This is a genomic window from Caballeronia arvi (genome assembly GCF_001544695.2).
GTDB classification, from domain to species: domain Bacteria; phylum Pseudomonadota; class Gammaproteobacteria; order Burkholderiales; family Burkholderiaceae; genus Caballeronia; species Caballeronia arvi.
In genome coordinates, this window is sequence record NZ_FCOM02000055.1 from 29,336 (window position 1) to 52,334 (window position 22,999).

Consider the following 22,999-nt stretch of genomic DNA (forward strand, 5'->3'; position numbering starts at 1 on the left):
GAATAGTAGAAGTTGTACCCATTTCAACCGAAACTCCCGCGATCGATCAACTACTTCACCTCGGACCTGCCTTCTTCTGATCCCGACGATCGAAGTTGAACAACTGCACGATCATTGCATCGAACATGCAGAAAAACCGCCCGTGCCATACCCATCGAGAAACACGATGCGGACGCAGGCAGCGTCAGCAAGCCCGCGCCCGAACTTACGTTTCTCGCGACGAAAAACGGAGTGAAGATCTCCAATAAGAGACACGAACCGGCGGCTTTCAACTTATCTGCGATGCTAACGAATTTTCAAAATTAACGAGTGGCCGCGTTTACATGATAGGACGTAGTACTGCGAGATGTATGAATTATCTTGAGACATTCCGCGTGCGCACTTGCTTCGGCTGGCACGAACGATCGACGCTGCCGGGCCTCATGATTGTCGAGCCCCTCTGTTCAGGTCTCCCCTCTTTATCAACGACTCCCGCTTTTGCGAACATCGATAAGCAACTCACAAACGCGGTCACTGGTCAATACGCAAAGAGTGGCATACCTATAGTGTCTTAAAAGTCCTAAGTTAAATACGGCACCCCACACGTGTTTCCGGGTTGACGGACTTATTTTGATTTACGATGTCCGGGCGCGACACGGCGCGCCAGTTCCGGCTCGCGGCATGCCTGAAACCCCGACGAAACGACCGCATGGTTGATCGAGCGGCTGAAGCCGGGCATCGGATCGCTCAGGGTCCCGTCGAGGTCGAAGATCCGTGTGTGCATGAGCGTTGGGCGTGTTGCTCGTCACAGTTTTCCGCGCGAAGCCGGATGTCGTGGCGCATTCAACATGATGAACTTCGCGATCACGTTGCTCGACAACATGACCAGCACGTTCACTGCGAGACACAGCAGACCGAGATTGAAGCCTCCGAGGTCGACATCGCGGACGTAAAGATCGATCGCCAGCAGTTGTCCTGTCAGAATGCCCAGCGCTACCGCCGAAGCACGCACCCTCAGCCGCAGCAGGATGATCAGCATGCCCGGAAAGAACTGGGTGACACCGTAGAGGGTTGTATTGACCAGCGTGAGCATCAGGTTCGGCAATGACAAAGTCATCACGATGGACACCAGTAGGTAAAGTGCAATCACGACTTTCGCGCCGCGTTTCTGTCTGTTCTCCGGCATGTTCGGCAGCAGATTACGCGTGACGATCGGACCGATGGCGAGGCACAGGGCCGCAAGCACCAGCAGACCCGAGAGCGATGCGGCAGCCGCCACGAGCCCCAGCACCCAATCCGGCAGAAGCCGCGTCGCGGCAGCGAAGAACGCCTCGTTCGGCGAGTTCAGATGCAGGTTTTGGCTCAGCGCATAGTACGAGGCGAGGACCAGAAACGGATACATCAGCATGTACATGGGCATCGCCATCTGGGTACGCCGGATCGTGTCGGCGTTCTTCGCCGTGAAGAAGAACTGGACGCCCACGGGCAGCATGTAGAACCCGAGCGCCTGAAACAACATGGTGCTCATCGAGAACGTCAACTGGCGCGTGTTCATCGTGTTGCCGACATGCTGGCTCGCCGCATGAAACACATGTGCGATACCCGCGTGCGAAGCGACGGCGATACCCGTGACGATGATCGCCACGACCATCAGGATGTCCTTGAGCACGGCGATATACGCCGACGATCGCACGCCCGAAATCGCGATATACACGAACGCGAGCACCGCCGCGATGAGCGTCAGATAGATGGGATCGAGATGCCACCCCAGACCTTTGAACGCGGCGATCAGGCCGGTGAACTGCAACTCTCCCCAAGGCAGGAGGAAGAGTATCGCCGTGGCCGCGACCACCAGTTCCAGTGCGCGGCTGTTGTAGTGACCTTTGAAAAGATCGGGCAGGGTGATTGCGTTGTAGCGCTTGCCGGCTTCCCAGATCTTCGGCCCGATGAAATAGCCCAATGGATAGGCGAGCAGAATGTAACCGAGAAACCAGACGCCATAGGTCGGCCCTTTGGCATAGATTCCTCCGGGGAATCCCACCATCGTGCCGATGCTGTAGATCTCACCCGCGGTCAGAAAGAACACGAGACATGCGCCGAACTGTCCGGAAGCCACGAAGAAGTCATGCACGTCCTGCTTGCTCGCGCCTCGTCTCGAACTCACCGCGAGACACAAGGACAGGACGATGAAGCCGAGAAAAACCGCCGTTGCCATGATCGTGTCCTCAATGAGATTGCGCGGTGCGCGTGCCGGCGTCGCGGTCGAACATGCGCCAGCAAACCAGCAGGCAGACGGAAGTCAGCACGAACCACGAAAAGATCCATGCATAGACGAGCGGCACACCGAACACGAACCGCTCGGCTGATGCGACCCACGGCAACAATCCGATCACGCCGCCATACGGAATTCCGATCCCAATCAAGAGTTTCAGCATATTGTCTCCGCCTTCGTGATGTTTTGTACAACGACGGATCGGAGCGTGCATCATTCATTTTTCGCCGCCTAGTGCCAGACATGCGCGATCGATGAGTCCAGTTTGCCGATGTCAAAGCCATGCTCAAGCATTCATAAAATGGATAGGTCGGATTTCGATATTTAATTTGTGGATATCGCGCGCCTCCTATATTTTGTATGGATCCCCCCTATCCGAGGACCGCGCAACGCAACGCCGCAACGGGTTCGGGACGCGTTGAAAAGGTCCCGATTCCCTGAGGCACAAGCATGTTCGACCGCGTCTTCGTCAATGCCATCGACGCTGATGGCAACCCACTGAACCTCGCGGTGAAGGACGGCCGCTTCGCGAGCATCGGTTCGCGGCGGCCCGATACGGGCGACGCGGAGATCATCGATCTCGAAGGCCATCTCGTGCTGCCCGGTTTCGTCGACGGACATATTCATCTGGACAAGAGCTTCGTGGGCGATCGCTGGCGTCCTCATCGTGCCGTCGCCAGCCTGCGCGAGCGTCTTGCCATCGAGAAGCAGGAACTCGCAGGCGCGCGTCCCATCGCGGAGCGCGCGGATGCGCTGATTCGTCAGGCCGCATCGTTCGGCACCATTGCAATGCGCAGTCATGTGGACGTCGATGCGACCACGGGACTGACCAACCTGCACGCCGTCATGCAAGCGCGCGAAAAATGGCGCGGCCTCGTCGATATCGAACTCGTCGCATTTCCTCAGGCCGGCGTCATTTCCTGTCCCGGCACGGCGGATATTCTCGATGCGGCGGTGCGTGAAGGCGCAGAGGTCGTCGGCGGAATCGACCCGACGACACTCGACGGCGACGCCGAGGCTCAGCTCCGGATCATCTTCGGCATCGCGGACAAGCGCGGCGTGAAGATCGACATTCACCTGCACGAACCGGGACAACAAGGGATCGACCAGTTGCACCGGATCGCCGCATACGCAAAGGCGTCGGGCCTGCAGGGCCGCGTAACCGTCAGCCATGCCTACGGACTGGGCGATGTCGCACCCGACGTGGTCGACCGGGTCGCCGTGGCGCTTGCGGATGCCGGCGTATCGATCATGACCAACGCGCCCGGCGACCGTGCGTTCCCGCCGATCCTGCGGCTGCGCGAAGCAGGCGTGCGCGTCTTTACCGGCAACGACAACATCCAGGACGCGTGGTGGCCTTACGGCAACGGCGACATGTTGCAAAGAGCGATGCTCATCGGTTATCGCTCCGGTTTCTATACTGATGAGGCGTTGCTCGTCGCATTACATATGGCGACGGACGCCGGAGCCGCCGTGCTCGGACAGGACGCTTACGGACTGAAGGCCGGCAACGACGCCAGCTTCGTCATCGTGAAGGCACAGAGCGCCGCTGCGGCCGTTGCCGCGGTGCCCGCGCAACGCGCCATCGTGCGCAGCGGCCAGATCCAGGGCGGTTCGTCCCGCTTGCAGTTCAAGTCCGGCGAAGCCGGACACCCTCACGGCGTTGCGACCAGTGCAACGGCGTGAAATCCCTACGGAGACTCCTATGTCAAACACCTACTATGCGCCCCACGGCGGCCATCCGGCACAGACCGAGCTGCTGACCGACCGCGCAATGTTCACCGAAGCGTACGCCGTCATTCCCAAAGGGGTGATGCGCGATATCGTCACCAGTCATCTGCCGTTCTGGGACAAGACTCGCCTCTGGGTGCTGGCGCGTCCGCTGTCGGGCTTTGCCGAGACGTTCTCGCAGTACATCATGGAAGTGGCGTCCGGCGGCGGCAGCGAGCGTCCCGAACAGGACGAGAAGGCCGAAGGCGTGCTGTTCGTCGTCGAAGGCGAAATCGAGCTGACGCTGCAAGGCACGCTGCACGTTCTGAAGACCGGCGGCTATGCGTTCATTCCGCCCGGCGCGAACTGGCAACTGCGTAATCGTCATAAGGATACGGCCCGCTTCCACTGGGTCCGCAAGCACTATGAAGCCGTGGACGGCGTGCCGCTACCCGAAGCCTTCGTGACGAACGAACAGGACATCGAGCCGATTCCGATGCCCGGCACGGAAGGACGCTGGGTGACGACGCGCTTCGTCGATAGCAGCGACATGCGTCACGACATGCACGTGAATATCGTCACGTTCCAGCCCGGCGGCGTGATTCCGTTCGCGGAAACCCACGTGATGGAACACGGCCTTTACGTGCTCGAAGGCAAGGCGGTCTATCGTCTGAATCAGGACTGGGTCGAAGTGGAAGCCGGCGACTTCATGTGGCTACGTGCATTCTGCCCGCAGGCCTGCTACGCGGGCGGACCGAGCCGCTTCCGCTATCTGCTGTACAAGGACGTCAACCGTCATATGAAGCTGACGCTCAACGCGCCGCGATAATCCGGCGCGACGCGGCACGCCCTCTCCCCGGGCGTGCCGCCAGGCTGCGCTTCAGTACTGACTGCGTCCCCACAACGTCGGCGGCGCGTCCAGCAGATGCCGCAGACCCGCCCGCCCGAACGTACGGTCTGCCACCTGCGAGACGCGTTCGAGTATCTCTCCCTCATCCACCGTCAGCACCCGGTAGTCCTCCATCAGGACCTTCCCGCCGACCATCGTCATGCACACATCGCCCGCATTCGCGAAGCAGGTGACGCGATAGACCGGCATGTTCATCGGCATCAGATGCGGCTTGAACAGGTCGACCAGAACGATGTCGGCCTGCTTTCCCGCTTCGAGCGATCCCAGCTCATGATCGAGCGACAAAGCTCGCGCGGCGTCGATCGTGACCATCTCGAGCACCTTGCCGTGCGGAAGCACGCCCGGGTCGCGGAAGTGGCGGCGGTGATAGTGCATGCATTGCCACATGTGCCGGAACATGTCGTAACCGCGATCGGGCGCCGCGCCGTCGGACGCGATCGCAACGGTCACGCCCGCATCGATCAGCTCGGGCACCGGGCAGCGTCCGATGATCGACATGATCGCGCTCGGGTTATGCACGATCGAAGCACCCGTCTCGACGCAAGCCGCGATATCCGCCTCGGTCAGATCGATGGCATGCGACATGAACGACTTCGAATTCAGCAGGCCCAGTTCGCGATGCGCGAAATCGAGCGTGCCCGCGCGATGACCGTCCTGCGTGATGCTCAATCCCCTGTCGCGCGCCAGCAGCGCATAGCGCCCCGCTTCGCGCCTGTAGTCGTGCTCGTACCGCGCGACGTCCGGATAGTGTTCCGGCGCGAAGACCGGCAGCGTCAGCGCGATCCGGATGCGGCCGCCGGCGTCGCCATGACATGCATCGACGATGTCCTTACATACGTCGAACATGCGGTCGAAATCGATATCGCGCGTCACGCTGCCGCTTGCGTCGTGTTTGGTATAAGCGCGAGGCGCGGGTGGACGAGAAGGCCCGACCGCGACGATCGAGCGCGTGCCCGTTCTGACCACCGCGTCGCAGTGGCGCCGCGCGTAGACGGGATCGTCGACGCGCATGATCGAATCTCCGCCTCCGAGCAGCGACACGCCCGTCGTCACGCCCGCCTTCAGGCGCTCGAGCGCGGCAAGATGGGACTCCGTCTCCCAGAAGGCTTCGTCCGATGCGCTCGTGTAGATCGCTTCGCACGCCGCCGTCCACGCCTCGCCGTCCGCGCCGCCGATCGTTCTGAGCATCGCGTGTCCGGCATGCGCGTGGGCATCGATCAGACCCGGCAGCACGGCCTTGCGGCGCGCATCGATCACGCGCGCCGCGCGGTATCGCCGTGCGAGTGCGCTGGTTTCGCCAACGGCGACGATACGATCGCCCTTGACCGCCACCGCGCCATCGTCGATGACGCGGCGCGACGGATCCATCGTGATGATGCAGCCGTGCTCGATCAGCATGTCGACGTGTTCGTGTTCGTGTCCGTCTAAGTATTCGTTCATGCCGCGAGTTCTCCGTCACGCACGACGATGCGGCCGTTCGACACGACGAGCTTGCGCTTCGGCCGTGCCACCACCGCATGCGCGACGGACTCCGCATCGACCAGCACGAGATCCGCGCGTGCGCCCGCACGCAGGCCGTATTCGGCGAAACCGCAGCCGCGCGCGGCGGCGTCGCTGATGCAATCGAACGCGATCAGAAGATCGTCATCGCGCCGCAGGTCGTAGCGCATGCCGATCAGCATCGCGCGTTCGAGCATGTCCGGAACGCCATACGGAGCCCAGGTATCGCGAATCCCGTCGTTGCCGCCGAACATCGTGATGCCCTTCTCGCGGCAAAGCTTGAGCGGCGGAACCGTGCGCGAAGGCGGCGCGCTAGTCAAGAGCGCCACGCGCAGACGCGCGATCCGGTCGAGCAGCGCATCGCGCTCGCGCTCGGGCAATGCGCCCAGACAGAACGCGTGACTGACGACCACCTGTCCCTGCATGCCCGTCGCCTCGACGCGGTCCAGCAGCAGTTTCAGCGTGAATGCGCCGATTTCGCCGGGCTCGTGCAGATGGATATCGATCGGCTTGCGATAGCGTTCGGCAAGCCCGAAGGTCGCGTTCAGCGATGCGACGGGATCGCCGTCGATCAGCGCGGGATCGAGCGCGCCGAGCACGTCGGCGCCTTCCGCGAGCGCGCCGCCGAGCAGTTCGGTCGTGCCGGGACGGATCAGCATGCCCGACTGCGGAAAGGCGACGATCTGCATGTCGAGCATGTCGCGCATCGTTTCCCGCGTAGCAAGGACGCCTTCGAGGTAGCGCAGTCGCGCATCCGTGTCGATATCGACATGCGTGCGCAAGCGCGTGGTGCCCGCCTGCACGAATGCGCGCGACAGCGCGAGCGACTGCGAGGCCGCTTCGTGCCCCGACGTCCTGCGCCACTCACGTTCGTTGCTGATGCGGTCGGTCAGCAGCGGGCCGACCTCGTTGCGGTACCACGGCCGGCCCCAGTTGCTCTTGTCGATGTGCGTGTGCCCTTCGACGAAGCCCGGCAGCAGCAGCGCGCCGCCGCCATCCTCGACGTGCGCATCACGTGGGGCGCAGACATGCGCGCCGAGCGCCTCGATGCGGCGATCCACGACCGACACGGAAACCCGCTGACCATCGGCCAGCCGGACATTGGAGAGGTGAAGAGAGCGAGTCATGATTGTCATGCCGATTGTCATGCCGATTCCACGGCGGTATCGATACGCGCGCGCAACATACGCTGCGCGGCGCTGATTGCCACAAAGACGACGGCGTTCGCGAACAGCGCGACGAGCCCCATGTTGATCGACGTGAACGCGAGCGGCGCGTTGGGGAACGCGGACGCGAGCGTCATGCCGCCCCAGCTCGACAAGCCGAGCACGATGCCGCCGGCAGCGATGCCGCCGAACGCCGCTTCGCGTGTGCCGAACGGGCGCTTCAGGAAACTCGACGCCAGCATCGGCACGAGTTGCGTAAGCAGGCTCGACGAGAAGATCGCCAGCGCGACGAAAGTCGCACCGCCACGCAGCACGAAATAGACGACCACCAGCGTGAACAGCGGCAATGCGATCCGTGCGACGCGTGCGACTTCCCTCTCGCTCGCCTGAGGCGCGAAGCCATCGCGATAGATGTTGCGCGCGATCGTCGTGGACGCATTGAGCATGATCAGCGAGCCCGGCACCAGCGCGGTGAGCAGCCCCGCGCCGCCGACGATCCCCACGAACCATGACGGGAAAGTCTGTTTGACGAGACGCAGCAGCGCGAGATCGGTTTGCGCGCCTTCGAGCCCGTGCACGGTGAGCACGGCGGCAAAACCGACGAGGAACAGAAAGGCGATGAGCACCTGATAGATCGGCATCAGCACCACGTTCTTGCGCAGCGCCGATGCGTCGCGCGCCACGTACACGGCGGTAAAGCCGTGCGGATACAGGTAGTAGCCGAGCGACGTCAGGAGCAGTGTCGAGTTGTACCAGCTCAGATTGAAGCCATGCTCGGGCATGCGCAGCAGTTCGGGATGCACGGCGTCGATGCGCGCGAACATCTCGCCGAAGCCGCCGAAATAATGCAGCGGCAAATACGTGCCGAGAAAGATCGCCAGGCCGAGGATCAGCACGTCCTTGAAGATCGCGATGCTCGCCGAGCCGTGAATGCCCGAGACTGTCATGTACGCCACCATCAGCATCGCGCTGATCCAGATCGCGGTGTTCTGCGAGATCAGGCCATACGACATCTCGGAGACGATGATCCCGAGCCCGCGCAACTGGATGATCAGGAGCGACACCATCGCGAATACGGCGACCATCGACACCAGCACACCCACGGCGCGGCTGTCGTACTTCGCGGCGAAGTAGTCCGCGAACGACACGAGGTTGCGATCCTTCGCATAGCGCCAGATGGCGGGCAGCATCCAGTAGCCGAGCACATATGCGAGGCACCCGTACGACAGGATGTAGAACGCCGGCACGCCCTTGCTGTAGGTCCAGCCGCTCGCGCCGAGGAACGAGAAGGTCGAGAAGGCTTCGCCCGCCATCAGCAGGAACGTGAGCAGCGAGCCGAAGCCGCGTCCGCCGACAGCCCATTGCTCGAGGCTCAGGGTCTTGCCGCGGCGCGCCCAGAGCCCCACTGCCAGCGCGAAGATCGCGAAAAGAACGATGATGATCAGCGATGCGTTCATTGGCCGGCCTCCGCGCGTTGGTTCGAGCGTGCCGCTTCGTCGCGGCTGTCGAGGCAATAGATGATGGCCAGGATGGCGGCGGTCGCGGCCATCCAGAACAGATTCCATACGAGCAGGAACGGCATGCCGAACAAGAGCGGCGTATGCGCGGCGAGCGAGCCGCCCGAATACAGGCCGATGAACGGCAGCGCGGCGAGAAGAATGCGGAGTTTCATACGGTTCCTTGCGTGATCCGTCAGAACTTCTGACGCAGACCGGCGACCACAGCCACTTGCGACGTCGTCGATGATGGCCCCGCGATGCCGTCGATCCATGCATGACCGATGCCGGAGGAAGCCTTTTGATAAAGGCCGTTCACGTAGACGTCGGTGCGCTTGGACAGCAGATACTGAAGGCCGCCCGAGACCTGGTGATAGTGTCCGTTCGTGTCGCCCTGCGAGGTCTCGGTGTAGGTATAGCCGACAGCCGCGATCAGCGCGGGCGACAGCGCGTAGCGCATGCTGCCCTCGTAGTTTCCGAAGCGCAGCGCACCGCCCGACGCCATGTTGAAATTCGAGCCCGTATAGAGCAGGCCGAGCGTCGCGGGCCCGAAAGTGTAGGTTCCGCCGCCGCCCCAGATCTGCTGGCGGGTCGCGTCGACGAGACGTGTTCCGAAGACCGCGGCGGCGGGTGCGTAGTAGTTGTCGGATGCGACCGCGCCCACGGCGCTGCTCGCGGGCTGATTCATGCGCGCATAGGCCGCGCCGAGATTGAGCGGCCCGTGCGTGTATGAAAGACCCGCGCTCCAGCTATTGTTCGCCGCGAACCCGGTGGAGTTCGAAAAACCGTACATCACGTTCGCCTGCAGGCCCGCGAAGATCGGCGAAACGTATTTGACGGCGTTGTTCGTGCGAAACGTGTTGTTGATGTCGTCGTTGTCGAACGGGTGAGTCGAATACTGAACGAGCGTATTGCTGATCTGTATCGCGCCGAGAATGTCCTGCACGGTGTTGTACTGCCGGCCCAGCGTGAGTGCGCCGAGTGTGTCGCCGCTCATTCCGACCCACGCCTGCCGGCCGAACATCCGGCCGCCCTGCATGGCCGCGCCGTTCATCACGTTGAAGCCGTTTTCCAGCCTGAAGTTCGCCTTGAGGCCGCCTCCCAGGTCTTCCGTTCCGAGCAGGCCCCAGCGTGGTCCGGACTCGTTGCCGCCCGTCGCCTGCCATGCCGAATGGCCTTGCTGGTTATTCGTATACGTGATGCCGGCATCGACGATGCCGAACAGCGTGACGCTCGACTGCGCGCTCGCCGTGCCTGCCAGCATCAGGCCTGTGCCTGCCGCCACGAGCGGCCAACTCCAATGGCGCTTCGACTGCGTTGTCTTCATCCTGTCTCCGGTCATTTGTCTCGTAACGGGGCATTTCTTCAAGGCCTCCGTCCGGGCTTTTTTGTCTGACGTCGATTCGTGCAATCTCGCCATTCGTATCGACGTGGACCGATGGTAGTCATCTCCTCACGCATTCAAAAATTAAATGTTCGAATGGAGTGCAGTGGAAATTCAAATGCCCGAAGCGAGACGTCGAAAGGCTCTGCAAGATATGCGGACAAGCGCGCCGCGAGATTGCCAGCCTCCGTCGCGCGTGATAGAAGTCGATGTCCCATTCAGGAATCGACTGGATCGATGAAAAGCCCTCCCAAGGCGCGCGCGCCGCTGTTCGATCTGGATCTGCTGAAGGCCATCGTCATGGTGGCCGATTGCGGCACGTTCACCGCAGCATCCGCGCGGCTTCATTCGACCCAGTCCACTGTGAGTCAGAAGGTGCGTCGTCTGGAAGAGATGGCGGGGCACAGGCTGCTCGAACGCAACAGCCGCGACGTTCGTCCGACCGATGCGGGCGAAACCCTGCTCGCCTATGCGCGCCGCATGCTCGCGCTCAACGATGAAATGATCGAGGCGTTATCCGGTGCGAACGTGGGCCTGACGGTGCGCCTTGGCGTGCCCGAGGACTTCGTCGGCGGACCGACGACTCATATGCTGGCGGCGTTCAATCGCAAACATCCGCAGGTCAAGCTGGAAGTGACGAGCGGACTGAGCCGCGATCTGAGCAACAGCTACGATCGCGGCGAGCTCGACCTGATCCTCGTCAAGCAACGGCGCAACAGCCGCGAGACCGTGGCAAGCTGGCCGGAGCAACTGAGGTGGATCGACAGCGCGAAGAATCCTTGCATCCAGCTCGACCCGATTCCTCTCGTCGCGTTCCCGCCGCGGGGCCTGTACCGCGACGACATGACCAACGCGATCGAAAGCATCGGACGGCGCTGGCGGATCAGCTTCATCAGTTCGAGTCTGAGCGGCATCCAGGCCGCCGTCGCCGATGGCCTGGGCGTCAGCCTTCTGCCGGCGCGGGCGGTCTCGCCGGATCACGTCGTATTGACGACGAAAAGCGGCTTGCCCGCCATCGAGACGATGGATATCGCCCTGTTGCATCGACCGACCGCCGATGCCGTGGTGAAGGAACTCGCGCGGACCTTGTCGCGCATGTTCGGGCCGCAGCGCCGGTAGGCACGCTGCGGCGCGGGGCGCGGTGGATTGCGAGTCGCGCAGCGGGCGTGACACGCTGAGTCACGCGAAGCACAGCGAACCGGCCGACGCCACGATTTCGCGCGCGGCCTTCGCCCCTTCCACCTGCAGGATCGCCGGCAAGGTTCGATCGTGCCGCCGCACGGCAGGCCGAAGCGATGCGCCTCATCCGCCCTGACGCACGCGCTCGATCAGATCGTCCTCGATGCAGCCGCCCGACACCGAGCCCGCCACCGCGCCGTCGTCACGCACGGCAAGCATCGAGCCTTCCGGACGCGGCGACGACCCCCAGGTTTTCACCACGGTCACGAGGAGCACACGATGCCCCGCTTCGAGCCAGCGCTGGCTGGCCCTGAGCACTTCGAGATTCACGCTGTCCATGATCGCCTCGCCGATCCCGGTCAGTTACCGTCCGCGAGGCTGCCCCGGGTCTCGGGTATGACGAACGCGCCGATCAGATAGAGCACGCTCACGGCGGCCAGACATACGGCCAGCACGACGGGCAGATCGGCGGGCGTGCGGGCGACGACCGATACCAGCGTCGGCATCATGCCGCCGATCGCGAAGCCAATGTTCCATGAAAGGCCGGTGCCCGATGCGCGGATTGCCGTTGGAAAACGTTCGTTGAGGAAGACGAGGATCGGCGCGTAGCTGGCGCTTCCCAGGGCGCTCAGCAGCACCGCGCAAGCACCGATCATGACGACGCTGTCAGCCCGCGCCAACGCGATGAAGAGCAGCGGGAAGCAGACGAGCCGCGCCACGCCGAGCCAGATGAAACAACGCTTGCGCCCGATGAGCGTGCTCAGATGACCGGCTGCCGTCGATGCGACGATCACGGCCACGCTCGATATCATGAGGATGAGGCCCGCAACGGCGTTGGGCGCGTGATTCACGACCTTGAGGAAGGTGGGCAGGAAGCCCGAGGTCAGGTAATAGCCGCTCCCGCCGCCGATCGTGAGCAACAGGTTCACGAGCAGGATGGCGCGATACTGCTTTGAAAACAGCGTTCGAACCGGCGAGCTGACCGGCGTTTGCCTGTCGCGCGCGGCGACCGAAGCGGCCTTGCGCTTTTCGGCGGCAAGCGCGGCCCACACGGGAGACTCCTCGAGACTGTTGAACACGAACACACCCAGGAACGAGCTGACGATGCCGGCAAAGAACATGCATCGCCATCCCCATACTTCGAATTGCGAGCCGGGAAATGCCGCGGACATGGCCAGATAGACCAGCGAGGCCAGCAACGCGCCAAGTCCCGCGCCGCCTCCGCCGACGAATCCCGAGACGGCTCCCCGATACTTCGGGCTCACCGTCTCCGTTCCGATGGTATGCGTCGATGCGACCACGCCGCCGACAAACACGCCCTGAACCAGACGCAGCACCAGAAACAAGACTGGCGCGATGACGCCCGCCTGATGAACGGTCGGCAGCAATCCGAACGCTGCGGTCGAGAAGCCCACGCCCACGACAGAGATGATCATCGATCGCTTGCGCCCATGCTGGTCGGCCAACGATCCGAAGATCGCGGAGCCGAGCGGCCGCATCAACAGCGTGACAGCGAACGACGCATATACTGCCGCGAGCGAGAGCATCGAGTCCGTCGAAGGGAAGAAGAGTTTCCCGACCACGGGCGCAACGAACAGCACGACGAACAGGTCGAACAGGTCCAATGCCCAGCCCAGACACGAGGCGCCGACGGCCACGAGAACCTGCCTGCTGCCCACACTTCTGACCACGCGGTCATTTCGCAACGCTTCTTCCATGAGGATCTCCATCCATGTTCAAACTATTTAGGATTACCATGTGTTTTGCATGGTTTTTTATCTCAGGTTCTTAATGCGCTTCAGATCTGCTTGCCCGCGCCCTCCACCTCCGCCGTGCTCTTCTCGTGCGCGTATTCGCCGCTGGAGAGCTTGCGTCTCAGGATCTTGCCCACCGGAGACTTCGGTATCGCATCCACGAAGATGTATTCGCGCGGCCGTTTGAAATTGACCAGATCCGATGTGCGGCAAAACGCGTCGAGCGCCGTCGCGTCCACCACGCATGAGCGCTTGATGAAAGCCACCACCTTCTGGCCCCAGCGCTCGTCCTTCAGGCCGACGACCGCCACTTCATCCACGGCGGGATGCAGCGAGAGAATCGATTCGATATCGACGGGAGAGATGTTCTCGCCACCGCTGATGATCATGTCGTCGACGCGCCCCGTCACATAGAGATCGCCGTCCGCGTCCACATAGCCCGTGTCGCCCGTGAAGTACCAGCCCTCCCTGATCGCCTTCGCATTGGCATCGGGACGCTTCCAGTAGCCTTCGAAGGCTTCATCGCCCGCCAGTTCGGCGATGATCTGTCCTTCTTCGCCCGTGCGCGCGAACGCATCCGGACTCGATGCATCGAGACTAACGACCCGCATGCGCGTATTGATGCCCGCGCGTCCCGCACTCCCCGGCTTGTTCGTGGCGTCCTGATCGACACTGAACGTGTACACCTCGGACGAGCCATAGTGATTCACAAACAACTCGGGCCTGAGTGCAGCCGCGCAACGCTTGAGCAGGCCATCGTTCATGGGTGCGCCTGCAAAGCCGAGCTTCGTGATCGAGCCGATTTCCGTCCGTGCAAACTCGGGAGCCGCGAGCAGATCGTGATACAGCGTCGGAACCAGATACAGACAGGTGATCCCGTACTTCGCGATGGAATGCAGCGCGAATGAAGCACTCCAGCGGCGCACGCACACGAAAACACCGTCGACCATGGCCATCGCGAGCAACGAGCGGACGCCCATCGTGTGATAGAGCGGCATCACGCCGAGCGTGCGTTCGCCGCGCCGGTACAGGTTCTGTGCGACATGCGCGAGCGCCGCGGCGCGCTCGTGGCGATGTCGGCGTGGAACACCCTTGGCCAATCCGGTCGTGCCGGATGTATAGAGCATCACGGAGTAGTCGTCGGCCGATGCGGCAGGCTGCGGCGCGAGTGCGGCGACGTCCTCCTCCGGCTTCGCGATCAGTTCGTCGAAGCCGCGGGTCGCGCCTTCGGCCTGATCGAGACCGATGCGCGCCGTCGTCCGGGCTGCTTCGCTCGCGATGACGGCATCGGCCGATGCGGGTTCGTAGATCAAGACCCTCGCGCCCGCATCGGCGATGGTGTGGTCGAGCTCATCCGGCTTGGCGCGCCAGTTCACAGGCACGATCACGATGCCGGCGAACTGGCAAGCCCAATGCAGGGTCGCCATTTCCCAGCGGTTCTGAAGCACGACGATCAGCCTGTCGCCGCGTTCGAGTCCGAGGCTCCGCAGTCCGGCGGCGACGCGGCCGATCCGCACATACCATTGTGAATACGTCAGTTCCACATCGCCGTCGACGATCGCAAGCGCATTCGGATTGCGTTCGACCGACTGCATGAACGTCCGGCCCAGATCAAGCATGACTCGCCTCCATTGCATTCTCGTTATCGCGTCGCCGTGCGGCCACATCGAGTACGGCCTTCACGATGGGCGTATAGCCGGTGCAGCGGCAGATATGCCCCGACAACATTTCCCGCACTTGTTCCTCGCTGGGATTCGTTACGCGTTGCAGGTAGTCGGCGCACGACATCAGGATGCCCGCGGTACAGAACCCGCATTGAAGCGCGTGATGCCGCTGGAAGGCCGCTTGCAGATCGCTCAACGTATTGCCGATGGACAGTCCCTCGACCGTATCGATACGCCGCCCGTCCGCCTGCACGGCGAGCAGCAGGCAGGAACGACATGCCACGCCGTCGACATGAACCGTGCACGCACCACATACGCCGTGCTCGCAGCCGACGTGCGTGCCGGTCGCTCCCAGCTCGTGCCGGATGAAATCGGAAAGCAGCTCGCGCGGTTCACATGCGCCGCTGCGCGACACGCCGTTCAGATTTACCGTGATGCTGCGCAACGCTCCTGATTGGTGAGCGTCGTGCAGCGGATTACTGTCCTTTCCTTTTCTCACATTGCCTCCTGTATCACTTTCCATCCGAGATGCCGAACGAGATGCCTGCGATGACTCGCGCTCACATGCGCGTCGTCCTGAGCGCCCAGCTTCCATGCAAAGTCGTTGAGTGCCGCGCGCAAATCTTCGCCGGTCAGTCTGGGAAGATATTCGACGACGGGCCGGTCGGCCACACCGCCCACGCCGATGCGGATCGAGTCGTCGGTGACGATCGCCGCGCACGCCACCAGCGCGAAATCGCCGTGCCTCGCGGAGAATTCCGTGAACGCGAAGCGCTCGTTCGGTTTCCTGAGCGGGAAGCGCACGGCCTCGACGAGCTCGTCCGGTTCGCGGGCCGTCATCAGCATTCCCTGGAAGAACGCGTCCGCGGGCAGGACCCGCTTCTTCTTTTTCGAGCGCAGCATCACGTCTCCGCCGAGCGTCGCGAGAACGAGCGGCAGTTCGGCGCTCGGGTCCGCATGCGCGACCGACCCGCATACCGTGCCCCGGTTTCTGATCTGGAAGTGCGAGATGTAGGGAAACGTGTGGCGCAGCAACGGCACTTCCTGTTCGAGCGTCTTGCGCCACTCCACGCTGCCTTGCGTCGCTGCCGCCTTGACGACGAGGTAACCGCCCGCCGTATCGACTTCCACGACATTCAGATCATCGGTGCGCGATACATCGACGATCCAGCGCGGCTGTGACAGCCGCATGTTCAGCACGGCCATCAACGACTGGCCGCCGGCCATGATCCGGGCATCCGCGCCACCGTGATGCAGCGCCTCGAGCGCGTGCTGCGTGCTTTCCGCGCGCAGATAGCTGAATTGCGATGGCTTCATGCCTTCCTCCGGAACCGGGCCAGCAGTTTGTGCAACCACGAACCGCCGCCGACGGGCTTGCCCGCTGCCTGCCGGCCGAGCGATTCGAAGAGCTGATTCAGCACCACCTTCGCAGCGCCTTCCAGCATCCGGCCACCGACGGCCGCGACCTTGCCCGAGACCTGTGCTTCGTAGTCGTACGACAGCGACGTGCCTTTCGCTGTAGGCGTGAGTTCGACGAGTCCCTCCCCCTTCGCTGTGCCGAGCGGCGAGATACCCGCGCCCGAGAGCCGGAGCCTGCGGGGTGCGTCGATATCGGAGAGGCCGATCCTGGCTTCGAATCGCGCCTTGATCATGCCGACGCCGACCGTGACATCCGCGCGATACTGGTTCGTGCCTGTCGCTTCGAGCGCGTTGCAACCGGGCACGACCTTGGCGAGTGCAGCCGGGTCCATCAGAACCGCGAAGACTGCCTCCGGCGATGCGTCGAACTCGACCGTGCCTTGCGCCGTGAGCGCCTTGCCTCCGCCAGCCGGCTTTTTCTTGGGAGCAGCCTCGCGATACTCGGGACGCGACGGCTCGGGATCGTCGATGCCGATGAACGCAAGCACCTTCGCGGGCGTGAGCGGCAGCCGCACATCGTCGATGTCCAATGCATCGGCGACTGCATTGCCGATGCACGGCGGCGTGCTCATGTTGTTGCCCTCGCCGAGTCCCTTCGCCCCGAGCGGCGTAAATGGCGACGGCGTTTCGAGATGCAGGATCAGCGGGTCCGGAACTTCGCAGGTCGTGGGCATCAGGTAATCCGCGAGCGTGCCCGACTGGAAGCTGCCGTCCGCGCCGTACCTGAACTCCTCCAGCAGCGATGCGCCGAGCCCCTGTGCAAACGCGCCGCGAATCTGTCCGTCCGCGAGTGCCGGATTCAGCAACGTGCCGGCATCGTGAGCGGTCACATAGCGATCGATCCGGATACGGCCGGTGATACGGTCGACTTCCACGCCGCACATGTCGAAGGCAAAGCCGTAGCATGCCGATGTGTTGATCCGGTCCTGCTCGTCGGGCGGCTCCATGTTCGGAGGCGTCCAGAAGACCGTTTCGCGCAGGCCCGGCTCCTCGCCTTCGGGCAGGAGCGCGGGCGCCCAGTGCGGTGCGTTGCTCGCGGCGCGATTGAACGGCAATGCCTTCGCATCGTCACCCAAGGGCACGATACGGCCACCTTCGAACGTGACTTGATCCGGCGCGCAGCCGAACTGCGCCGCGACGATGCGCGCGAGCTTGTCTCTCACACGCATGGCCGCGAGATGAACGGTTCCCGCGACGGCCCCCGCGAAACGGCTGGAGTAGTTTCCCGACGCCACCGACCACGCATCCTTGTGCGTATCGAATTCGACGTTGACGACGATATCGGCCGGGTCGAGCCCGAGCACGTCGGCCACGACCTGCGCGCACACGGTCATGTGCCCCTGTCCGGCGGGCGTGGATGCGATGGTGACGACCACGCCGCCCAACAGGTCGACGCTCACGGTCGCGCTGGCGATCGCGCCGTTCTTCGGGCCGGCCTTGCGCCGCGCCTCCGCCGGCAGCACGGTCGAGATATAGCCCATGTTCGAAACCGAAGGCTCGATGATCGCCGCGAAGCCGATGCCGTAGAGACGGCCCTCCTTGCGCGCGGCTTCGCGTCGTGCGGCCAGTTCTTCGAACCCGCCATCCGACAGCGCGCGTCTCAGGGCTTCCTGATAGTTGCCCGAATCGTAGAGCGCGCCCGATGGCGTGCGATACGGAAACGCATCTGCGCGGATGAAGTTCCGTCGGTAGACCTCAAGAATATCGAGCTTCAGTTCGATCGAAATGCGCTGCACGAGCCTCTCGAGCGCGAAATAGACCTGCGGGCCGCCGAAACCGCGCACGAGACCGGTCGGCGTCTTCGTGGTCAGCGCCACGCGGTTGCGCACCAGCAAATTGGGAATCGCATAGGCGCCCGTGAGGCAGCCGTGCATCCGATAGAAAGTAGCGGGCTCAGGCGCGCGAAGGTAACCGCCGCAGTCTTCGATCTGGTCGTAGGACAGCGCCGTGATGCGGCCGTCGCTCTCGACAGCGGCCTCGAGCTTCGTCAGGCGCGCCGTCGCCGACGTGGCCGCGCTCAGATGTTCGAGACGGTCTTCGACCCACTTGACCGGCGCACCCGCCTTGCGGGACGCAAGACACATCAGGACCACGTAGGGAAAGACGGCCTGCTTGACGCCGAAGCTGCCGCCCGAGTCGCGCGGCGCCTTGTGGCGCAACCGGTTGGCGGGAAGCTTGAGCGCCATCGCCATGACCGCATGCAGCGAGAATGGGCCCATGAAGTTCGACGTGACCTCATAACCTTCATTGCCGGCCAGAAATTCCGCGACCACCACGGCGCATTCGATCGGCGTGCAGGTGTTGCGCGGGTAATGTGCTTCGAGCGTCACGCGATGAGGCGCCTTCGCGAAGGCCGCTTCGGGGTCGCCATAGCGAAAGCGCCGGTCGCTCACCACGTTCGTGCCGACCTTCGGATGCAGGATGGGCGCATCGTCGGCGATGGCTGCCTCGATCGACGTGACGGGCGGCAACGGTGCGTATTCGACCTTGATGTGTTCGAGCCCGTCCTCGGCCAGTGCACGCGATTGCGCAACGACCACGGCCACGGGTTCGCCGCTGTAACGCACGCGGTCGATCGCGAGCGCCCAATGCTCCATCGGTGACTTGACGCCGACGACGAAGGGCCGGGACCACTCGCGGACGTCTTCGCCCGTCAGTACGGCATGCACGCCTTTCTGGGAGAGCGCGCCCGCGACATCGATGCTGATGATGTCGGCGTGCGGATGAGGGGACCTGAGAACGGCCGCATGCAGGGTGCCGGGCTTGACGGCGATATCGTCGCCGTAGCGACCGCGTCCGGTCAGGATGGCGGCATCCTCGAGGCGCTCCATCGGCCGACCGACATGGCGAGGTGATCGCCGCTCGGCGTTCGATGGATCGACTGTTGACTTTGGTCGAGCTTCCTGTTCGACCAGGAGCTCGGTTCCGGTTTCGCTCACGCGTGTCTCCCGCATGGAAATATGGATGCCGATGCCTTGCTTGCCGTCCGCATCGAGGCAAGTCAGCATCCTTCGTTGATTGCAATGTAAGGCCGGTCAGGTGGAATCGCTTTACCCGGCGACCGTGCGAATTACCCTGGAGTCTGATGCTTTTCGATGGCCATCTTTCGACTCAGGCGGCAGCAGCGGACATCGAATCGGACTCGCGCATCGCGCGCATCGGATGTACTGCGGGACGGGGACGCCTATATCTGGACCTCGCCACGATCGTCGTAGAGTTCGACTACGCGGCGGTATTCGCTCGGCGTGATGCCGAGATGCTGGCGAAAGAATCGCGTGAAATGCGCGGGGGCCGAGAATCCGAGATCGTATGAAATCTCCGTCATCGAAGTCTTCCCGGACGCCAGATCCCTGATCGCACTCTCCATGCGCAGTACATTGAGATACACGTTTGGCGTGACCCCGGTGCAGCGATGGAACAACGCGAAGAAATGGGCGCGTGACAGGCCACAGTGTTCCGCGAGCCGGTTCATGTCCGGCTCGCCCCCCGTGTTTTCACGAAGCCAGGCAATCGCCTTGCGAATGCGCGGATCGCTCGGACGACGGCTGGCGAACTCCATTTGCCGCGACAAGTCGCGCCAGCTTCGGTCCGGATCGATCACGGAGATCATCAGCTCGCAGAGGAGCCCTTCGAGTCTCTCGGATGCGATGCTGTCGGACCACCACATTTCCAGCGCCAGTTCCTCCGCCAGCTTGCGCGCCTGCGCCGACAACTGCACACAGGGCTGCGGGAAGAATTGCGGGTGGCCGCTGCCGCCCAACGGATGCTGGATATGCGCGAGCCAGTCCGGTTCGATGTACATCGCCAGAATGACCGTATGCTGCTCCGAGTTTCCGTTGTGCGTGTACGCGTGTGGTTCCCAGGGATTGACGAGCACTGCCGTTTCGGCCGACAACGGCTGCATTTCGTCATGCACGGCGAAGAACGTGTCAGGTCCCGCCGCCTTGATGAGCAGATGGCAGTGGTGATGCGCATGGTGAACGAGCGGCGCGTCCATATCCAGCAGTGCGACCCGCCCAAACCTGCCCTGATAGATTTTTATCGCGTTCGACACTCGTGCGGCCTCTCACAAAAGACATCTCACTCGATGGGTGGGGAACCCGTCCCGTCCGCCATTCGTCAATGGCCCGTGAAAGTGGCCCTGCGCTTTTCATGAAAGGCCTCGACTCCCTCGCGGAAGTCTTCCGAGCTGCGAAGCCGGCTGTAGCTGTGTCCTTCCAGCTCGATTGCAATCGAAAGCGGCGCGTCCTCGGTATCGTTCAGCAGCTTTTTCGCGGTGCGCTGAGCGAGCGGAGAAAACGCGAGCAGTTCGCGAACGAGCGCGTCAGTTGCAGTCTCGAGGTCGCTATCGGCGACACACTCCGTCGCGATACCCCAATCGTACGCCTGCTCGCCAGGAATGCGGCGCGAGCGCATGACGATGTCCTTGGTCCGCCCGATGCCGACCATCTTCTGCAGACGCGCGGATCCGCCCGAGCCGGGAATTTGCCCGAGCTTCTGTTCAGGGAGCGCATAGAGGGTCGTCTCCGTGGCGATGCGGAAATCGCAGGCAAGCGACAACTCGAAGCCGACGCCGAAGCAATAGCCTCTGTTCGCGGCGATCACGGGCTTGCTGCAGCGTGCCGGAGAAGCGATATTCCAGGCGAGCTTCGACACATGCTCGGGCGACGCCTCGATGAAACCCTTGATGTCGCCGCCGCTCGAAAAATGCTCGCCCACTGCGCGCACGACGATCACACGCACCCTGGGATCGTCATCCAGTGCCTCGAACACAACGCGGAGTTGTTCGCGCTGCAGCATCGACACGATATTGAAGGGAGGCCGGTCGAGAATAATGTCGGCACGCGAGTCGGCCTCTCTGATTTCAACGCGAAAACCATCGGGTTCCGCGAGCAGTTTCTGCGCTTTGTGGACGAGCTGATTCATGAATGTTCCTCTTTTACGGCTGGATTGATCAGGGTTACCACGGACTCGATACCGAAGGTTCAGACCGTGTCGTTGATGCGAACTGTCTTCGTTCGAGGGCGACTTACGCCGAGACTCTCGCGGTCAGCGTTTTAATTTGATTCAAGTATCGACTAACGGCCGCGCGCCCGCTTACCCGCGATTCCAGCCACTTACCCTGCAGTCCGATTTTCCGAGAGACACAGGCGGGAAATTCGATTTTTTTATTCTCTGAACCAGAGGCGGGAGCGAGAGAGCCGGAACGCGATTGCCATCTTCAGCGGTTTGTTGCGGGTCGATGGCGGGTGATGCGAGCGCCCGGAGAGTCGTGGATGCGGCAATGGAGGCGACGCCGCGTGCGATTTCAAGTTCGGAGTACGTCTGTGCAACCGTGCACGACACCGAAGGCACAATCGTCCACTCTTCGGCCTCGCTGACGCAAAGCCGACGGTTGAACTGCGGGTCGACGCGAGGCGCTCATCGCTGTGCTGCCTTTGGCCGTGCGCGAATCGGTACGGTGCGCGTCAGAATGTCGATGACGAGCATCGGCGCGCCACAATGGCAGCAGATGAACGTCGGTCGATCGACGATGGCTGCGTCGTGCTGTGACGGGCTGAGTTTGGATCCAACACCGAGCAGCGTGCGAATCTTGGCTAGGTTGGCGCGGCGCACTGGGTTGGCAAGCAACCCGTAATGGCGGATGCGATGGAAGCTGCGAGACTTCGCGAGCGCGACCCGTCCGAAGCGCATCCAGCGAGCACGAGCGCAAAGCAGGCCGCGGCACATGCGATGGCGCCCGCTCGGTCCAGGCGGGTAGTTTTCATCGAATCAATACCGGTGTGAGATAAAAGACACCATGCCATGCGCGGATTCTCGCGAGCGAACTCGCGCACGTAGAAACCGTGGATTTCACGAGCCGAAGTCGCGCTGGAATGAGGGTTACGTCAACCGCGCGCGGAGCTGCGTTTTGGCAGCCGGCCAGCGCTTATGATGCCGGGACTGTATGGCTGTCGATGATCCCGCGTGGGCGCGATCATCCGCTCCTGCCACCGCGTAAGCGCCAAGACCTGACACGGCCGCAGACCCGGAAAGGCATCTCACGCGAGCCGGAGCACCGCATGGCTAATCACCACGCACGCCGTCGCGATGACCGCGAGCCAGCTTAACGCCCGAAGCGACCAGTGCGCCGAAAGATCCCCGACCGCGCCGCGTTTCGAGCTCAACAGAACGAGCAGGACGAGTACCGGCGTGACGGTCATCCCGTTGACGACCGCGCTCCAATAGAGCGCTTTGGCCGGCTCGACGTGACTTGCAGCCAGCGCCGTCGCGATCGCCATGCCGGCCGCCATGATCGCCGCGAGCAACCCGGCGATCCGCCGGTCGCGCCGCTCGCCGCGTTCCCAGTGAATTGAACTTGCCACGGCCCCCGCTGCCGAACCCGCCAGCGGCGGCAGCGCAAGCGAGGCCGAGCCGAACAGCGCCAGAGCCAAAACCTGGCGTGCATAGCCATGGGCAAGCGGCTCCAGCACGCCGGCCATCGGCGAAGTCTCGCCCGCAAACGTGCCGGGAAGGAGATGCAGTGTCGCCGCGGCAGCAATCATCACGCAGACCGAGACCGCATT

The 22,999-nt window shown here is 62.9% G+C and carries 18 protein-coding genes and 2 pseudogenes; 3 read left to right on the forward strand and 17 right to left on the reverse strand.

The window, feature by feature from the left end; all coding sequences use genetic code 11:
* Positions 1-784: 784 nt before the first annotated feature.
* Together AWB74_RS35380 and AWB74_RS35385 are read right to left on the reverse strand one after the other, a co-directional pair.
* Positions 785-2,194, reverse strand: a complete 1,410-nt coding sequence (locus AWB74_RS35380; RefSeq protein ID WP_061151275.1) for a sodium:solute symporter family protein — start codon at positions 2,192-2,194, stop codon at positions 785-787.
* A gap of 10 nt (positions 2,195-2,204) precedes the next feature.
* Positions 2,205-2,414 carry a DUF3311 domain-containing protein gene (locus AWB74_RS35385; RefSeq protein WP_061151276.1) on the reverse strand — a complete coding sequence of 70 codons (210 nt, stop codon included), beginning with the start codon at positions 2,412-2,414 and terminating at the stop codon, positions 2,205-2,207.
* Between the two features lie 287 nt (positions 2,415-2,701).
* Between AWB74_RS35385 and AWB74_RS35390 the strand changes: the two genes are divergently transcribed.
* Together AWB74_RS35390 and AWB74_RS35395 are read left to right on the forward strand one after the other, a co-directional pair.
* Positions 2,702-3,937, forward strand: coding sequence for an amidohydrolase family protein (locus tag AWB74_RS35390; protein WP_061151277.1), 1,236 nt, complete (start codon positions 2,702-2,704; stop codon positions 3,935-3,937).
* Positions 3,938-3,956: 19 nt separating this feature from the next.
* Positions 3,957-4,790 (forward strand): bifunctional allantoicase/(S)-ureidoglycine aminohydrolase, encoded by an 834-nt coding sequence (locus AWB74_RS35395; RefSeq protein WP_061151278.1) that lies wholly within the window; start codon positions 3,957-3,959, stop codon positions 4,788-4,790.
* A 51-nt stretch (positions 4,791-4,841) separates the two neighbouring features.
* On the opposite strand, the gene AWB74_RS35400 is transcribed toward AWB74_RS35395, so the two are convergent.
* Genes AWB74_RS35400 through AWB74_RS35420 form a run of 5 tightly spaced genes read right to left on the reverse strand, consistent with a single transcriptional unit; the run spans position 4,842 to position 10,360 of the window.
* Positions 4,842-6,311 carry an amidohydrolase family protein gene (locus AWB74_RS35400; protein WP_061151279.1) on the reverse strand — a complete coding sequence of 490 codons (1,470 nt, stop codon included), beginning with the start codon at positions 6,309-6,311 and terminating at the stop codon, positions 4,842-4,844.
* Positions 6,308-7,498, reverse strand: coding sequence for an amidohydrolase family protein (locus AWB74_RS35405; protein WP_061151291.1), 1,191 nt, complete (start codon positions 7,496-7,498; stop codon positions 6,308-6,310). The genes AWB74_RS35400 and AWB74_RS35405 overlap by 4 nt, the downstream gene beginning before the upstream one ends.
* 17 nt (positions 7,499-7,515) lie before the next feature.
* Positions 7,516-8,994 (reverse strand): sodium:solute symporter family protein, encoded by a 1,479-nt coding sequence (locus AWB74_RS35410; RefSeq protein WP_061151280.1) that lies wholly within the window; start codon positions 8,992-8,994, stop codon positions 7,516-7,518.
* The gene (locus AWB74_RS35415) at positions 8,991-9,209 is read right to left on the reverse strand and encodes a DUF3311 domain-containing protein (RefSeq protein WP_061151281.1); all 219 of its coding nucleotides are present in this window, start codon (positions 9,207-9,209) and stop codon (positions 8,991-8,993) included. Before AWB74_RS35415 ends, AWB74_RS35410 begins: the two co-directional genes overlap by 4 nt.
* A gap of 20 nt (positions 9,210-9,229) precedes the next feature.
* Positions 9,230-10,360 carry a porin gene (locus tag AWB74_RS35420; RefSeq protein ID WP_061151282.1) on the reverse strand — a complete coding sequence of 377 codons (1,131 nt, stop codon included), beginning with the start codon at positions 10,358-10,360 and terminating at the stop codon, positions 9,230-9,232.
* Between the two features lie 294 nt (positions 10,361-10,654).
* On the opposite strand from AWB74_RS35420, the gene AWB74_RS35425 reads away from it, so the two are divergent.
* Complete coding sequence (locus AWB74_RS35425) at positions 10,655-11,536, forward strand: LysR family transcriptional regulator (RefSeq protein WP_061151283.1); 882 nt, start codon at positions 10,655-10,657, stop codon at positions 11,534-11,536.
* Positions 11,537-11,679: 143 nt separating this feature from the next.
* Here AWB74_RS35425 and AWB74_RS35430 read toward each other — a convergent pair.
* From AWB74_RS35430 to AWB74_RS35475, 10 genes and pseudogenes are all read right to left on the reverse strand, one after another.
* Positions 11,680-11,935: pseudogene (locus tag AWB74_RS35430) on the reverse strand (XdhC family protein); the annotation flags it as partial.
* 20 nt (positions 11,936-11,955) lie between these two features.
* Positions 11,956-13,314, reverse strand: coding sequence for an MFS transporter (locus AWB74_RS35435; protein WP_061151292.1), 1,359 nt, complete (start codon positions 13,312-13,314; stop codon positions 11,956-11,958).
* A gap of 80 nt (positions 13,315-13,394) precedes the next feature.
* Positions 13,395-14,969: an AMP-binding protein gene (locus AWB74_RS35440; RefSeq protein WP_061151285.1), complete on the reverse strand. Its 1,575-nt coding sequence runs from the start codon at positions 14,967-14,969 to the stop codon at positions 13,395-13,397.
* Positions 14,962-15,513 carry a (2Fe-2S)-binding protein gene (locus AWB74_RS35445; RefSeq protein WP_407642508.1) on the reverse strand — a complete coding sequence of 184 codons (552 nt, stop codon included), beginning with the start codon at positions 15,511-15,513 and terminating at the stop codon, positions 14,962-14,964. The genes AWB74_RS35440 and AWB74_RS35445 overlap by 8 nt, the downstream gene beginning before the upstream one ends.
* Positions 15,510-16,331, reverse strand: a complete 822-nt coding sequence (locus AWB74_RS35450; protein WP_061151286.1) for an FAD binding domain-containing protein — start codon at positions 16,329-16,331, stop codon at positions 15,510-15,512. The genes AWB74_RS35445 and AWB74_RS35450 overlap by 4 nt, the downstream gene beginning before the upstream one ends.
* Positions 16,328-19,372: a xanthine dehydrogenase family protein molybdopterin-binding subunit gene (locus tag AWB74_RS35455; protein WP_407642509.1), complete on the reverse strand. Its 3,045-nt coding sequence runs from the start codon at positions 19,370-19,372 to the stop codon at positions 16,328-16,330. The genes AWB74_RS35450 and AWB74_RS35455 overlap by 4 nt, the downstream gene beginning before the upstream one ends.
* Positions 19,373-19,617: 245 nt before the next feature.
* Entirely contained in the window at positions 19,618-20,487 is an 870-nt protein-coding gene (locus AWB74_RS35460) for a helix-turn-helix transcriptional regulator (RefSeq protein WP_061151287.1), read from the reverse strand.
* Positions 20,488-20,552: 65 nt separating this feature from the next.
* Entirely contained in the window at positions 20,553-21,359 is an 807-nt protein-coding gene (locus AWB74_RS35465) for an enoyl-CoA hydratase/isomerase family protein (protein ID WP_061151288.1), read from the reverse strand.
* Between the two features lie 495 nt (positions 21,360-21,854).
* A pseudogene (locus tag AWB74_RS35470) lies at positions 21,855-22,088 on the reverse strand (IS91 family transposase); the annotation flags it as partial.
* Positions 22,089-22,474: 386 nt separating this feature from the next.
* Positions 22,475-22,999, reverse strand: a 525-nt coding sequence (locus tag AWB74_RS35475) for a divalent metal cation transporter (RefSeq protein WP_200822080.1), incomplete at its 5' end; no start/stop codon positions are given.

Excerpts from the sequence above, each read along its gene's own strand:
- AWB74_RS35380 (WP_061151275.1), bottom strand. The coding sequence starts at position 2,194 with ATGGCAACGGCGGTTTTTCTCGGCTTCATCGTCCTGTCCTTGTGTCTC.
- AWB74_RS35400 (WP_061151279.1), bottom strand. The coding sequence starts at position 6,311 with ATGAACGAATACTTAGACGGACACGAACACGAACACGTCGACATGCTG.
- AWB74_RS35405 (WP_061151291.1), bottom strand. The coding sequence starts at position 7,498 with ATGACTCGCTCTCTTCACCTCTCCAATGTCCGGCTGGCCGATGGTCAG.
- AWB74_RS35410 (WP_061151280.1), bottom strand. The coding sequence starts at position 8,994 with ATGAACGCATCGCTGATCATCATCGTTCTTTTCGCGATCTTCGCGCTG.
- AWB74_RS35420 (WP_061151282.1), bottom strand. The coding sequence starts at position 10,360 with ATGAAGACAACGCAGTCGAAGCGCCATTGGAGTTGGCCGCTCGTGGCG.
- AWB74_RS35390 (WP_061151277.1), top strand. The coding sequence starts at position 2,702 with ATGTTCGACCGCGTCTTCGTCAATGCCATCGACGCTGATGGCAACCCA.
- AWB74_RS35415 (WP_061151281.1), bottom strand. The coding sequence starts at position 9,209 with ATGAAACTCCGCATTCTTCTCGCCGCGCTGCCGTTCATCGGCCTGTAT.
- AWB74_RS35450 (WP_061151286.1), bottom strand. The coding sequence starts at position 16,331 with ATGAAGCCATCGCAATTCAGCTATCTGCGCGCGGAAAGCACGCAGCAC.
- AWB74_RS35395 (WP_061151278.1), top strand. The coding sequence starts at position 3,957 with ATGTCAAACACCTACTATGCGCCCCACGGCGGCCATCCGGCACAGACC.
- AWB74_RS35435 (WP_061151292.1), bottom strand. The coding sequence starts at position 13,314 with ATGGAAGAAGCGTTGCGAAATGACCGCGTGGTCAGAAGTGTGGGCAGC.
- AWB74_RS35465 (WP_061151288.1), bottom strand. The coding sequence starts at position 21,359 with ATGAATCAGCTCGTCCACAAAGCGCAGAAACTGCTCGCGGAACCCGAT.
- AWB74_RS35440 (WP_061151285.1), bottom strand. The coding sequence starts at position 14,969 with ATGCTTGATCTGGGCCGGACGTTCATGCAGTCGGTCGAACGCAATCCG.
- AWB74_RS35425 (WP_061151283.1), top strand. The coding sequence starts at position 10,655 with ATGAAAAGCCCTCCCAAGGCGCGCGCGCCGCTGTTCGATCTGGATCTG.
- AWB74_RS35385 (WP_061151276.1), bottom strand. The coding sequence starts at position 2,414 with ATGCTGAAACTCTTGATTGGGATCGGAATTCCGTATGGCGGCGTGATC.